This is a genomic window from Amycolatopsis anabasis (assembly GCF_009765355.1).
GTDB lineage: Bacteria > Actinomycetota > Actinomycetes > Mycobacteriales > Pseudonocardiaceae > Amycolatopsis > Amycolatopsis anabasis.
In genome coordinates, this window is record NZ_VTHK01000004.1 from 34,023 (window position 1) to 47,544 (window position 13,522).

Annotated in this window: 14 protein-coding genes; 6 read left to right on the forward strand and 8 right to left on the reverse strand. The window is 70.8% G+C overall.

What is annotated here, in order from left to right; translation table 11 throughout:
- Positions 1-17: 17 nt before the first annotated feature.
- Positions 18-1,394, forward strand: a complete 1,377-nt coding sequence (locus FXO23_RS06195) for a cation:dicarboxylate symporter family transporter (protein ID WP_158881725.1) — start codon at positions 18-20, stop codon at positions 1,392-1,394.
- Entirely contained in the window at positions 1,391-2,086 is a 696-nt protein-coding gene (locus FXO23_RS06200; protein WP_158881727.1) for a 4'-phosphopantetheinyl transferase family protein, read from the forward strand. Before FXO23_RS06195 ends, FXO23_RS06200 begins: the two co-directional genes overlap by 4 nt.
- A gap of 45 nt (positions 2,087-2,131) precedes the next feature.
- Here the strand turns inward: FXO23_RS06200 and FXO23_RS06205 are convergent, their stop codons facing one another.
- On the reverse strand, positions 2,132-3,313 hold the full coding sequence (locus FXO23_RS06205) for an FAD-dependent monooxygenase (protein ID WP_158881729.1): 1,182 nt from the start codon (positions 3,311-3,313) through the stop codon (positions 2,132-2,134).
- 84 nt (positions 3,314-3,397) lie between these two features.
- Here FXO23_RS06205 and FXO23_RS06210 point away from each other — a divergent pair, with 84 nt between their 5' ends.
- Positions 3,398-3,985: a TetR/AcrR family transcriptional regulator gene (locus FXO23_RS06210; protein WP_158881731.1), complete on the forward strand. Its 588-nt coding sequence runs from the start codon at positions 3,398-3,400 to the stop codon at positions 3,983-3,985.
- A 390-nt stretch (positions 3,986-4,375) separates the two neighbouring features.
- Here FXO23_RS06210 and FXO23_RS06215 read toward each other — a convergent pair whose 3' ends face one another.
- From FXO23_RS06215 to FXO23_RS06240, 6 genes are read right to left on the reverse strand one after another with little or no spacing between them, the layout of a single operon-like run.
- Positions 4,376-4,603, reverse strand: a complete 228-nt coding sequence (locus tag FXO23_RS06215; RefSeq protein WP_158881733.1) for a phosphopantetheine-binding protein — start codon at positions 4,601-4,603, stop codon at positions 4,376-4,378.
- Positions 4,588-5,259, reverse strand: a complete 672-nt coding sequence (locus FXO23_RS06220; RefSeq protein WP_343034454.1) for an isochorismatase family protein — start codon at positions 5,257-5,259, stop codon at positions 4,588-4,590. Before FXO23_RS06220 ends, FXO23_RS06215 begins: the two co-directional genes overlap by 16 nt.
- A complete protein-coding gene (locus FXO23_RS06225; protein WP_158881735.1) occupies positions 5,256-6,878 on the reverse strand; it encodes a (2,3-dihydroxybenzoyl)adenylate synthase in 1,623 nt (540 codons plus the stop codon). Before FXO23_RS06225 ends, FXO23_RS06220 begins: the two co-directional genes overlap by 4 nt.
- Before the next feature lies 1 nt (position 6,879).
- Entirely contained in the window at positions 6,880-8,034 is a 1,155-nt protein-coding gene (locus tag FXO23_RS06230) for an isochorismate synthase (protein ID WP_246256984.1), read from the reverse strand.
- 52 nt (positions 8,035-8,086) lie between these two features.
- Entirely contained in the window at positions 8,087-8,815 is a 729-nt protein-coding gene (locus FXO23_RS06235; protein WP_158881737.1) for a 2,3-dihydro-2,3-dihydroxybenzoate dehydrogenase, read from the reverse strand.
- Positions 8,816-8,849: 34 nt separating this feature from the next.
- The gene (locus FXO23_RS06240) at positions 8,850-9,812 is read right to left on the reverse strand and encodes an ABC transporter substrate-binding protein (RefSeq protein ID WP_158881739.1); all 963 of its coding nucleotides are present in this window, start codon (positions 9,810-9,812) and stop codon (positions 8,850-8,852) included.
- Positions 9,813-9,836: 24 nt separating this feature from the next.
- Here FXO23_RS06240 and FXO23_RS50970 point away from each other — a divergent pair, with 24 nt between their 5' ends.
- From FXO23_RS50970 to FXO23_RS06250, 3 genes are all read left to right on the forward strand, one after another.
- Entirely contained in the window at positions 9,837-10,871 is a 1,035-nt protein-coding gene (locus FXO23_RS50970) for a FecCD family ABC transporter permease (RefSeq protein WP_218951910.1), read from the forward strand.
- 107 nt (positions 10,872-10,978) lie between these two features.
- Positions 10,979-11,980, forward strand: a complete 1,002-nt coding sequence (locus FXO23_RS50975) for a FecCD family ABC transporter permease (RefSeq protein ID WP_218951911.1) — start codon at positions 10,979-10,981, stop codon at positions 11,978-11,980.
- Positions 11,977-13,122: an alpha/beta hydrolase-fold protein gene (locus FXO23_RS06250; protein ID WP_158881741.1), complete on the forward strand. Its 1,146-nt coding sequence runs from the start codon at positions 11,977-11,979 to the stop codon at positions 13,120-13,122. Before FXO23_RS50975 ends, FXO23_RS06250 begins: the two co-directional genes overlap by 4 nt.
- Before the next feature lie 63 nt (positions 13,123-13,185).
- On the opposite strand, the gene mihF is transcribed toward FXO23_RS06250, so the two are convergent.
- Positions 13,186-13,497 (reverse strand): integration host factor, actinobacterial type, encoded by a 312-nt coding sequence (gene mihF / locus FXO23_RS06255; RefSeq protein WP_158881743.1) that lies wholly within the window; start codon positions 13,495-13,497, stop codon positions 13,186-13,188.
- Between the last annotated feature and the right edge of the window lie 25 nt (positions 13,498-13,522).

The window sequence follows — 13,522 nt, forward strand, 5'->3', positions numbered from 1 at the left end:
ACAGCCGAGGAGTGCGCATGGTCACTGAGCAGGGGGAAGGCGTGAAACCGGCCCGCCGGGACCGGACGCACTACCTGTACATCGCGGTCGTCGCGGCCGTGGTGCTCGGCATCGTCGTCGGCCTGGTGTGGCCGGAGTTCGGCAAGGACCTCAAACCGCTGGGCACCGGGTTCGTGAACCTGATCAAGATGATGATCTCGCCGATCATCTTCTGCACGATCGTGCTCGGCGTCGGCTCGGTGACCCGGGCCGCCAAGGTCGGCAAGGTCGGCGGCCTGGCCATCGGCTACTTCCTGGTGATGTCCACGGTCGCGCTGATCATCGGGCTGATCGTGGGCAACCTGCTGCACCCGGGTGAGGGCCTGCACATCACGCCGGACATCGCGAAGACCGGGCAGAAGCAGGTGGGCAAGCCCGAGGGGACGACCGAGTTCCTGCTCGGCATCATCCCGACCTCCCTGGTGTCCGCGTTCACCGAGGGGCACGTGCTGCAGACGCTGCTGGTGGCGCTGCTCGCCGGGTTCGCGCTGCAGAAGCTCGGACCGAAGGGCGAGCCGATCCGGCGGGGCGTCGAGCACATCCAGCGGCTGGTGTTCCGCATCCTCGCGATGATCATGTGGGCGGCGCCGGTCGGCGCGTTCGGCGCGATCGCGGCGGTGGTCGGCGACACCGGCTGGGCGGCGCTGAAGAGCCTGGCGATCATCATGGTCGGCTTCTACGCGACCTGCGTCCTGTTCGTCTTCGTCGTGCTCGGCGCGCTGACCTGGCTGATCGCCCGGCTGAACATCTTCAAGCTGTTCGCCTACCTGGGCCGCGAGTTCCTGCTGATCCTGTCCACGTCCTCGTCGGAATCGGCGCTGCCGCGGCTGATCGCGAAGATGGAACACCTCGGGGTGAGCAAACCGGTCGTCGGCATCACCGTGCCCACCGGCTACTCGTTCAACCTCGACGGCACCGCCATCTACCTGACCATGGCGTCCATCTTCATCGCCGAGGCGCTGGACAAACCGCTGACGCTCGGCGAGGAGATCTCCCTGCTGGTGTTCATGATCATCGCGTCGAAGGGCGCCGCCGGGGTCACCGGCGCGGGCCTGGCGACCCTGGCCGGCGGGCTGTCCTCGCACCGGCCGGAACTGGTGGACGGGGTCGGGTTCATCGTCGGCATCGACCGGTTCATGTCCGAGGCGCGGGCGCTGACCAACTTCGCGGGGAACTCGGTGGCCACCGTGCTGATCGGCACCTGGACCGGCGAGATCGACCGGCGGCAGGTCGACCGGGTGCTCTCCGGCGAGGATCCGTTCGACGAAGCGACGCTGATCGACGAAGATGGGGGCAGCGATGCGGGTGGAAGTACTGGGAGCGCCCGCAGAGAAGGGGCGGAGAGTTCTTCGTGATCGACTGCTCGGTGTGGTGGGCCACCCCGCTGCCCAACGAATCGAGGTACCTCGACCTGCTGGATCCGCTGGAGCGGGGGCGGCATGAGGCGTACCGCAACGAAATCGACAAGCGCCGGTTCCTGACCGGCCGCACCCTGGCCAAGACGCTGGCCGCCGAGCGGCTCGGCCGGGTGCCCGGTTCGATCGAGTTCGACGCGACCTGCGCCGACTGCGGCAAACCGCACGGCCCGCCCCGGGTTCCGGGCGCCTCGCTGGCGCTGTCCATCTCGCATTCGGGCGACCGCATCGGCGTCGCGCTGACCGACGGCATCCCGGTCGGGCTGGACGTGGAGACGGCCAACCGGCGCGCGGAGGACTCGCTGATCGAGTACGCCCTCAACGCCACCGAGTTCGCCGCGCTGAAGGACCTCCCGCAGGAGGAGCGCGCCCGCACGTTCTTCACGTACTGGACCCGCAAGGAAGCGCTGATGAAGGCGACCGGGCGGGGGCTGAAGATCCCGTTGCACAGCATCACCCTGTCCGGCCCCGGGGAGCCCGCCCGGCTGGTCGCCTCGGCGGACGGCGCCCTGGACCCCGCCCGGACCCGGCTCGCCGACCTCGACCCCGGCGACGGCTACCGGGCCGCGGTCGCCGTCCTCGCCGAAGACGAGATCAAGGTCACCGAACACTGGTGGTCGCCGGAGTCGTGAGTGTTCCGGCCGGTTCTAACCGGTCCAAACACTCACGACCCCGGGTCAGGCGTAGGGCTTGAGGGTGATGGCGTTGGCGGCTTTCAGCGCCATCTTCTCGATCAGGCCGCCGGTGGGCAGGAGGTTCATCAGGCGGTAGTTGAGGTTGCGGATCGCCAGCCACGCACGGGAACCGGGCACGAACCACTTCCTGCCGTCGATCGCCTGCTGCTGGCAGGCCGCGACGTACGGCCGCATCTGCTCCTCGTACCGCGGGAAGGCCACCGCGTGGTCACCGGCGGCGGCGGCGAGTTCGCCCGCCAGCACGTACGCGCCGACCAGCGCGAGGCTGGTGCCCATGCCGGACAGCGGCGAGGCGCAGTACCCCGCGTCGCCGACCAGCGCGACCCGGCCGGTCGAGTAGTGGTCCAGGTGGATCTGGCTGACCGAGTCGAAGTAGAAGTCCGGCGCCTCCCGCAGGCCTTCGAGCAGCCGGGGGATCTCCCAGTCCTCCCCCGCGTAGGCCTCGGCGAGGATTTCCCGCTGCCGCGCGGTGTCGCGGCGGTCGTAGGCCAGTTCCCCGGCGGTGAAGTAGAACATCGCCTTCGCCTCGGCGTTCTCGCGCGCGCTGTACATGCCCGCGGTCTTGCCCGGGACGGTGCGGAACACGCCGGTGTGGTCGAGGCCGAGGTGGTTCTTCGTGGTGAACACCGAGACGTAGAGGCCGAGGTGGCGCAGGAACCTCGACTCCTCCCCGAAGACCAGTGACCGGACGTTCGAGTGCAGCCCGTCGGCGCCGAGCACCAGGTCGAAGACGCGCGGTTCGGCGTGCTCGAAGGTGACCCGGACCCCGTCCGCGCCCTGCTCGATACCGGTGATCGAGTCGCCGAACAGGTACTCGGCCTCCCCGGCGGTCCGCCGGTGCAGGATTTCGACCAGATCGCCGCGGAGGATCTCCAGCTCTCCGCTGAACGCGACCGAAGGCAGGCTGGTGATCTTCCGGCCACGCCCGTCGACGTAGGTCATCTCGCCCATGCCGGTCGCCCGCTCGCGCACCTCGTCGAGGATGCCCATCCGGGACAGGGCCTCGAGCGCGGCGCCGCGGAAGTCGACCGCGTAGCCGCCGTCGCGCGGGGCGGGCGCGCGCTCGACCACGGTCGGGCGGAAACCGTAGTGGCGCAGCCAGTACGCCAGCGCCGGTCCGGCGACGCTCGCGCCGGAGATCAGGACTTCGCGGTTCTCGTTCATGCTCTCGACTGTAGAATCGTCTTAGACACTTGTGCAAGAGGTTTGTCTGAGACATTCTTACCAACCTCGGCTAAGCTGAGCGGCATGGGAAATCGAGAGGCGCTGCTCTCCGGCGCCAAGCGCTGCCTGGCGGAGAAGGGGTACGCGCGCACGACCGCACGCGACATCGCGACGGCCGCGGGCACCAGCCTGGCGGCGATCGGCTATCACTTCCGGACCACGGAAGCCCTGCTCAACGCGGCCCTGTTCGAAGCCGTGGAGGAACTCGGGGCCGAGATCCAGCGGGCCCTGGAAGCCGACCTCGGTCCCGGCGCGACACCGCTGGACCGGTTCGAAGCGGTCTGGACGCGGCTGATCGCCTCGTTCACCGAGCACCGCGCGCTCTGGGCGACCCAGCTGGAGCTGGTCACCCAGGTCGCTCACGTGCCGGAGATCCGGGAGCTGCTCACCCGGGGACTGCGCGAGGCACGCACCGGGCTCGCCGAACTCATCCAGCGGCTCGACCCGGTGGCCGACGAGGCGGAAGCGAACCGGATCGGCTCGCTCTACCAGGCACTGCTCAGCGGCGTCCTGGTCCAGTGGCTCGTCGATCCGGAGAGCGCCCCCTCCGGCGCCGACCTCGCCCAAGCCCTGCGCGCGGTCGCCGCGAACCTGACCTCGCCCGACGCCTGAACCCGTCTCGGGCCGGGGGAACGGCCTTCGGTGCGTCCCGCCGCCGCGAGTTGCACACTCAGACACGCGAGTTACACGTTCGGGCACGCGATTTGCACACTCGGGCACGTTCGCCTACCGAAACGGGGAACTCGGTAGCTCGAAATGAGGGACTCGCACGTCCGAAACGGGGAACTCGCGCCCAATGCCGCCTTCAGTGCCGGTACCGCGAGGACACCAATGCGGCATTGGGGACGTTGAAGGTGCCCAACGCCGCATTGGGTACTTCCCGGCCCCCGCGATTTCGCCGTGCGCCGATAGGAAGGGACCTTTGCTCACGTCTAACCGGAGTAAAGGTCCCTCGCTCCCGATCTACCGGAGTAAAGGTCCCTTCCTGCCGGTTTCCCCGGGCTAGAGGCGCAGGGTGCGCAGCCAGGCGGTGAGGGTGGGGGTTTCGGCCAGGTCGACGAAACCGATCCCGGCGCCCGCGGTGCGCCAGCGTTCCACCAGCGACATGATCCGGATCGAGTCCAGCCCGGCGTCCACCAGGTCCTCGTCGAAGTCCAGTTCGTCCACCTCGACGTCGAGCAGGTCGGCGACCTCGGCGAGCACCCGGTCCCGGGTCAGTTCCGCGGACATACGCTCGCACTCCTCTCCAGCGCGGCCAGCACGCCGCCGGTCGGCGCCACCACCGCACACCGCAACGCCGCGTAGCGCAGGGCCATCCGGTGGTCCTCCAGGGAAAAGTCGGCGACCGCGTCGGCCACCAGGAACGCCTCCACGTCCTGCATGAACGCCTCGGCCGCGGTCATCAGGCAGCCCATGTGCGCGTAGATCCCGGTGATCAGCAGCTGATCGCGGCCCCAGTCCCGCAGCATCCCCCGCAACTCGGTCCGCTGGAACGCGCTGTACCGCCACTTCGTCAGCCGCACGTCCCCGTCGGCCGGGGCGAGTTCGCCGATGATCGGCTCGTCCTCCGGCGCCGCGCGCAGCCCCGGCCCCCAGAAGTCGCTCAGCAGCCTCCGGTCCTCGGGCGACTGATCGCCCGGCTGCGCGGAATACACCACCGGAATCCCCAGCGCGTGCGCGCGCTCGGCCAGCAGCGCGATGTTCGGGACCACAGTGGACAGTGGTTCCGCGTCCCGCTGGTAGGGCGCCACGAAGTACCGCTGCATATCGTGCACGAGCAGCACGGCCCGCTCCGGAGCCGGGGACCAGGTCACCCGGCTGGCCGGCAGTTCGTCCTCGCCCGGCACCCGGTACGGCGCTATCGCCGGAATCGCCATGACTGTCATGCCCCCGTTCGCTTCGCCAAACGTTCCGCGAGCACGCGCGAAATCTCCGCGCGCAGCTCCGCTTTGCTGACCTTTCCCACCCCGGTCATCGGGAATTCCGCCACCACTTCGACCCGGTCCGGCAGCTTGTACCCGGCCAGTCCGCGATCGCGCAGAAAAGCCTTGAGCTGACTGACCTTCGGCGGCGTGCCCCGCGGGATCACGAACGCGCAGGTGCGCTCGCCGAGGAACTCGTCGGGCATCGACACCACCGCGACGTCGTGCACCGATTCGTGCGCGAGCAGGTGGTTCTCCACCTCCTCGGCGGCGATCTTCTCGCCACCGCGGTTGATCTGGTCCTTCGCCCGCCCCTCGACCACCAGGTACCCCGCGGGCGTCCGCCGCACCAGGTCCCCGGTCCGGTAGAAACCGTCGGCGGTGAACGCGTGCGCGTTGTGCTCGGCGGCCCGGTAGTAACCGCGGATCGTGTACGGCCCCCGGGTCAGCAGGTGCCCGGTCGCCCCGGGCGGGACGTCCCGGTCGGCGTCGTCGACGATCCGCAGTTCGTCGTCCGGCGAGATCGGCCGCCCCTGCGTGCCGGTCACGATCTCCTCGGGATCGTCGAGGCGGGTGTAGTTGACCAGCCCCTCGGCCATCCCGAAGACCTGCTGCAACCGGCAGCCCAGTTCCGGCCGGACCCGCCGCGCGGCCTGCTCGCTGAACTTCGCGCCACCCACCTGCAGGACGTCCAAAGAGGACAGATCGGCCGTGGTCCGCTTCGCCGCGTCCAGCCAGGCCAGCGCCAGCGGCGGCACCACCGCGGTGATCGTCACGCGCTCGGCCTCGATGAGCCGGAACGCCACGTCCGGGGCCGGAGTCGGGGCCGGCACCACGGTTCCCCCGGCGTACAGCACGCCGAGCGTGCCTGGCGAGCTGAGCGGGAAGTTGTGCGCGGCGGGCAGCGCGACCAGGTAGACGCTGCGCTCGTCCAGTCCGCAGATCTCCGCGCTGGCGCGCACGCTGTAGAGGTAGTCGTCGTGCGTGCGCGGGATGAGCTTCGGCACCCCGGTGCTGCCTCCGGAAAGCTGGAGGAACGCGAGATCGCTCGCCACCGGACCGGCGATCTCCCCGGCCGGTTCCCGCCGCAGCGAGTCGAACGGCGTGAACGCGCCGGGATCCCCGACCACGAAGACGTGGCGCACGGTGACCTGTCCGGCGATCGTGCGGTAATCGAATCCGTCGTGCCGGTCGGCGATCACGTATGCCGCGGCCTCGGTGAACTCGCAGAAGTACCGGATCTCCGCCGCGCGGTGCGCGGGCAGCGCGAACACCGGCAGCGCGCCGATCTTGAACAACCCGAAGACGATCTCGAAGAATTCCGCGATGTTCGGCAGCTGCACGACGACCCGGTCGCCGTGGCCGACGCCGCGTTCGCGCAATCCGGCGGCCACCCGGTTCGCCCGCTCGTCGAGTTCGGCGTAGGTCCAGCGCCGGTCACCGTCCACAATGGCCACATGCGAAGCGTGTGACCGTGCCCGCGCGGCGAGCATGTCCCCGAAGGTTTCCCCGGTCCAGTATCCGAGTTCGCGATAGCGCGCGGCGAACTCCTCCGGCCACGCCGGAGCCCCAGTGTCGGACACGTCAGTCCTCCAGCTCCAGGCCCATGGCGCCCAGCAGCGTCCGGAACTTGGCGGTGGTCTCGGCGACCTCGGACCACGGATCGGACGCGGGCATGATCCCGCCGCCGGCGTAGAGCCGCATCGCCTGCTCGGCCACCTCGGCGCAGCGGATGGAGACCACCCACTCCCCGTCGCCCGCGGCGTCCACCCAGCCGACCGTTCCCGCGTAGTAGCCGCGGTCGAACGGCTCCAGCTCGCCGACCAGTTCCCGCGCGGTCCCGGTCGGCGAACCGCAGATCGCCGGGGTCGGGTGCAGCGCGGCGGCCAGGCGCAGCGCGGTCACGTCCCGGTCGATCAGCTCACCGGTGACGGTCGTGCGCAGGTGCCACACGGCGGGCGTGCACACCAGCGACGGCCCGGCGGGCACGTCCAGTTTCCGGCAGAACGGGCGCAGGGTCTCCACCAGCGCTTCGATCAGCACCGCGTGCTCGGCCTGGTCCTTGCGCGAAGCTTCGAGCGCGCGGCCGTTCTCCTTGTCCCGCACCGGATCCGCGGATCGCGGTGCGGATCCGGCGTGCGGGTGCGACACCACCCGGTCACCGCGTCGGGAAAGCAGCAGCTCCGGGCTGGCGCCCATCAGCGTCCGCCCGCCGGGCAACGCGGCCGCGAACGTGTAGCCGTGCGGGTTTTCCCGCAGCAGGTTGTGCAGGATCGCTTGGGCGGCAACGTCTTCGGCGAACTCCAGATCCAGCGCGCGGGCGAGGACGACCTTGCGCATGCGCCGCTGCTCCAGCGCGGTCACCGCATGGGCCACCGCGTCCGCGTGCTTGCCCGGATCCGGCACCGGGACCACCCCGATCGGCGCGGGAATGTCCGCAGTGGACAGTGCGGCGGCCTCGGGATGCGCGGGACCGGCGATGTGCAGCGACTCCGGCACGACCACGTGCCCGGGTTTCCCGGTGGTGTCGAACGGCAGCGCGCCGACCGCGAACGGGGTCGCCGATTCGGCCAGGACTGCCGACACCCGCTCGCTCAGCCGGACCGCGTCGACGTCGGTGAACGTCTGCGCCGCCCCGGAGCCGAGGATCGTGCGCTGCTCGGTCGCGAGGAAGAAATCACCCGGGACGTACTGGCTCAGCAGCCGCGCCGGGACGAACGGCCTCACGTCGTCTGTCACGGTCACCGCACCTCAGCTCTCCCGCGGGTTGCCCGCGTAACTAGTTCCATTGTCAACCGCGCAGGGTCGCCCCGCCGTCGACATAAAGGTCGTGCATGGTGATATGCCTCGCTTTGTCCGAGGCGAGGAAGACCACCGCGTCCGCGATGTCCTCCGGTTCGGCCAGCCTGCCCAGCGGGATCCCGGCCTTGAACGCTTCCGGTGACCCGCTGATCACCGAGCGTCCCGAATCGCCGTCCGGCCAGAGTGCGCGCTGCATCGGGGTGTCCGTCGACCCCGGCGCGACCACATTGCACCGGATCCCGTACCGGGCGAGTTCGAGCCCGAGCGATTTGGTGAACATCGTCGCGGCGGCCTTCGACGCGGCGTAGGCGGCCATGTCCATTCGCGGCACCCCGGCCGCGTTCGAACTGACCGTGACGATCGTCCCGGTGCGGCGCGGGATCATCCGGCGCGCGACCGCCCGGCTGACGGTGAAGACCCCGGTCGTGTTGACCGCGAACAACGCGTGCCAGTCCGCGTCCGAGGTGTCGGTCACCGCGCCGACGCGCAGCACCCCGGCCACATTGGCCAGCACGTCGATCGGGCCCAGTTCGTCTTCGACCCGCGCCACGACCCGGTCCACCTCGGCCGGATCGCTGACGTCCAGCCGGTAGCCGCGCACCCCGTCCGCGGTGACCTCGCGCAGGTCGGCGCCCGCCACCGGGACCCCGGTCGCGGCGAACGCCCGGGCCACCGCGGCCCCGATGCCCTGGGCCGCGCCGGTGACCAGAGCTGTCATTTCGCCGCCTCCGCGGGAGAAAGTACGTCGGCGGTCACGTCGCCAACGCCTTGCGCACGTCGTCCAGCACCCCGTTCGCGGCGATCGGGCCGCCGCGCGAGGTCCACTTGCTCCCGTCCACCTCGACCACGTGGTTCTGCTTCACCGCGGTCAGCGCCTGGTACTGCGGCAGCGTTTTGGCCTGCTCGAACGCCTGCCGGTCCGGCCCGGACAGCGAGCCGACGAACACCCAGTCGGCGTCGATCTTGGCGAGCTGTTCGATGCTCAGCGTGGTGCTGCCGCCCTGGCCGGTCACCTGCTGCTGCGCCTCGGGCCGGTCCAGGCCGAGCCCGGCGACGACCAGGCTCGCGAAGCGGTCCTTCTCCACCGGCCCGGGCCCCTTGGCGTTCCACCGCACGATGCTCACCGTGTCCCCGGTGTTCTGGCCGAGCGATCCCTTGATCTGGGCGACTTTCGCGTCGTACGCGCCGAGGATCTCGCGCGCCTTGTCCTGCTTCCCGACCGCCTCGGCGATCCGGTTGAAGGAGACCTTCCAGTCCTGTTCCTTCGCGGTCGCGGTGACCACCACCGGCGCCCCCTTGCCGCGCAGGCCGTCCACGACCTTCTCGTCGGACAGGCCGCTGACCAGGACCAGGTCCGCCTTGCCGTCCACGATGAGTTTGGTGATCGCGTCCGCGTCGGGCTTGGTCAGCTCGCCGACGGTCGGGACGCCCTTCGCCTGCTCGGCGAGGTAGCTCGGCGGGCCGTCCTGGCCCCGGCCCTTGAGCGTGCCGACGACCGGCACGCCGAGCGCGAGCGCCGCGTCGATGTCGTTCTCCCCCAGGGCGAGCACGCCTTTCGGGGTGGCCGGAACGGCGACCTGGACCCCGTTGGCGTCGGTCACCTGCCAGGTCGCGCCTGGTTCGTTCGCTCCGGAACCACCGCATCCGGCGAGCGATCCGAGGAGAACGAAAGCGGTGAGGGCGACGGCGGCAGGGCGAAGTCTTCTGACTGACACAGGCAGTTAGGTTAGCCTGCCCTCATGTTCATGTCACGTGCCGGATCGCCGGTGCGCTGGTGGCTCGGCGGGCTGATGTGCCTGTTCCTGCTCGCCGTCGCGGCATCAATCTTGTTCGGCAGCGCCGATTATGGCCCGGACGCGGTGCTGGACTACCTCTTCGGCGGGGTGACGGATGCCACCGTGGGCAACGACGTTTCCGGGCAGCGGGTGCCGCGGACCATCGCGGGCGCGGCGATCGGCGCCGCGCTCGGCATCTCCGGCGCGATACTGCAGGCCGTGACCCGCAATCCGCTGGCCGAATCGGGACTGCTCGGGGTGAACGCCGGGGCGGCGCTCGGCGTGGTGTGCGGGTTCACCTTCGCCGGGGCGACCGGATCGTGGACCTACCTCGTGTGGGCGTTCGCCGGGGCGATCGGCGCGAGCGTGGTGGTCCTGGTGATCGCGAACGCCGCGCGGGTGACCGTCTCGCCGTTGCGGCTGGTTCTCGCCGGGGTGGCGCTCGGCGCGACGCTGCGCGGGCTGACCTCGTACCTGTTGCTGCGCAACGCGAACAGCTACGACGCCTACCGGAACTGGGTGCTCGGTTCGCTGTCCGGGATCCGGCTCGCGCAGGCGCTCGCGCTGCTGCCGGTGGTCGCCGCCGGGGTGCTCATCGCCGCGGTTTCGGTGCGGCCGCTGGCCGCGCTCGCGCTCGGCGACGACACGGCGATCGCGCTCGGGCACCGGCCCGGGCGGACCCGGGTGCTGGCCGCGCTCGCGGTGGCCCTGCTGACCGGCGCCTCGGTCGCGCTGACCGGGCCGATCGCGTTCGCCGGGCTGCTCGCGCCGTTCGCCGCCCGGTTCATCGCGGGGCCCCGGCTCGGGTTGCAACTGGTCCTTTCCGCGCTCGCCGGGGCGGCGCTGCTGCTGGTCTCGGATGTGGTCTCCCGGATCGTCATCTCGCCGTACGAACTGCCGGTCGCGGTGATCCTGGCCCTGGTCGGCGCGCCGATCCTGGTGCTGATCGCCCGGTCCCGCGGGCTGCTGACCCTCCGCGCCCCGGGAGAAGGCGGATGACGCCGCGCGCCGACGACGCCCGCTTACCTGCACCGCACAAGAACCGCGCGGCGGCGGCGGATGCACACCGAGCGGAGCGAGGTCGATTCAACGCAGATTCGTTTCTGTTGCGGCGCGGGCGTTTCTCGGTGCTGCTGCCCCGGCGGGCCGGGCTGGCCGCGCTCGTGCTGGCGGCCGTGCTCGCGATGCTCGGCTCGGTGTCGATCGTGCTCACCACCGCCGGGTTCGCGCCCGGCGACACGGTCGGCGCGCTGTTCGGGTTCGGCCATCCGGCACTGATCGCGTTGATCCAGGAATCGCGGCTGCCCCGGATCGCGGACGGCATCCTGGCCGGGGCGGCGCTCGGCGTCGCGGGCTGCCTGTCCCAGACGCTGGCCCGCAACCGGCTGGCCACCCCGGACCTGCTCGGGGTGAACCAGGGCGCGGCGATGGCCGTGCTGCTCGGCGTCCTGGCCAGCGGCACCGGGATGATCACCGGCTGGTGGTTCGGACCGCTCGGCGCGGTCGGCGCGGCCATGCTGATCCTGCTGGTCGCGGGCGGACTCGGCACCCGCGGCTACCGGGTGCTGGTGGTCGGGCTGGCGATCACCGTGTCGCTGGAGTCGGTGTCCGATCTGATCCTTTCGCTGCAGGGGCTGCCGACCGCGCAGGCCGTGTTCGGCTGGACCATCGGCGACCTCTCCTACCGCGGTTACGCCGAAGCGATCCCGGCCACGATCGGCCTCGCCGTGCTGCTGCCGGTGGCGCTGCTGTGCGGCCGCAAGCTCGCGGTCCTCCGCTTCGGCGACGACGTGGCCCGCACGCTCGGGCTGCACCTGGGCGCCTGGCGGCTCGGCGTGCTGGTGATGTCCGTGCTGCTGGCCGGGCTCGCGGTCGGGGTGAGCGGGCCGATCGCGTTCCTCGCCATGGCGGCCCCGATCATCGCCGGCCGCCTGGCCGGACCGGCGCGGGTCCCGATCCTCGGCTCCGCCCTGGTGGGCGCCGCGATCACGGTCACCGCGGACACCGTCGGCCGCGTGCTGACCGGGAGCGGGGAGGTCCCGGTCGGCGTGGTCACCAGCCTGCTCGGCGGCCCCTTGCTGCTCTGGATCCTGCTGAGCGAAAAATGACCCAGGTGATCATCAAGCCGCCGCGGGAACCGCGGCCGTACCCGGTGCCGTGGGCGGAAAGCCCGGCGATCACGCGGCTGGCCCGGGGCGAGGTCGGGGTCGCGGAGTTCTGGCGGCGGGTCGCCGAGCACGGCACGCCGCTGATCGAACCGGCGGACGACGTCAACGATCGGATCCTCACCTTCCTCTGGCGTGGTGAGCGGTCCGTCTTCCTGCGCGCCAACAAACTCGCCGAGGGCGAACTGGAACCCGTGCCGGGCACCGATGTCCGGTACGCGGCCGTCCGGGTCCGCGCCGACTGGCGGGGCAGCTACCAGCTCACCCCCGCCGGGGGCAAGCCCGGCCCCGATCCGCTGGCCCGGGCGAACCTGCCCGCGCCCTCGGGACCTCCGGAGAAATCGCTGGCCGAGCTGCCGGACGCGCCCGCACAGCCCTGGCTGCGCCGGTCCCCGGACGTCCCGGCGGGCGAACTCGGCGAGCACACGCTGCCGTCGGGCCGCCGGTGCTGGGCCTACACCCCGCCCGGGCACCAGCGAGGCGAACGCCTCCCGCTGCTCGTGCTGCTGGACGGGGACGGCTGGATCGGCGACCGGGACATCGCCGCCACGCTGGACAACCTGATCGCCGCGGGCCGGATTCCGCGCATGGTGGCCGCGCTCCCCGATTCGGTGAGTCCGGAGACCCGGTCGGCCGAGCTGACCTGCCGGGACGCGTTCGTCGAGTTCCTCGCCGGGGAGCTGGCGCCGTGGGCGGAAGCGGAACTGGGCGCCACCGGCGATCCGGCACGCACGATCGTCGCCGGGCAGAGCCTGTCCGGGCTGGCGGCGGCGTTCACCGGGCTCCGCGCACCGGCAAGGTTCGGCAACGTGCTCAGCCAGTCCGGTTCGTACTGGTTCTCCGGCGAGTGGCTGACCGGAGAGTTCGCGGACGCCCCGCGCGGGCCAGTGCGCTTCTACCTGGAAGTCGGGCTGCAGGAGTGGGTGATCCTCGACCGCACCCGGAAACTTCGTGACGTCCTGCGCAGGAAGAACTACCCGGTGCACTACACCGAGTTCAACGGCGGCCACGACTACGCCTGCTGGCGCGGCGGGCTCGCCGACGGGCTCATCGCCCTGACGAATACCTGGTCCGCGCGCTCGTGAGTGGTCAGGACGGCGTTACCCGTCCTGACCACTCACGAGGCCTGACCGTGGCTGTTCAAGCCCTTACTTCAGCGCGTTGATGAGGGCTTCGCGCTGCCGGTCACCGAGGCCGGCGGCACGCCGGTCCGGGTCGATCCCGGCCTGCTCGAGCAGCGCGGCGACCTTGACCGCGCCAAGGCCCGGCACGGCCTTCAGCAGCTGCGTGACCTTGGTCTTGCCAATGGTCTTGTTCTCTTTCGCCTGCTTGAGCACCTTTTCGATGCTCTCCTTGCCGGACTTGATCGACGCAAGCAGCTCCGACCGCGCCTTGCGAGCCTCGGCCGCCTTGGCCAGGGCTTCCGCACGCTGCTCCGGAGTCAACGTAGGCAGAGCCAACGTACTAGTCCTTTCCTCTCAGGGT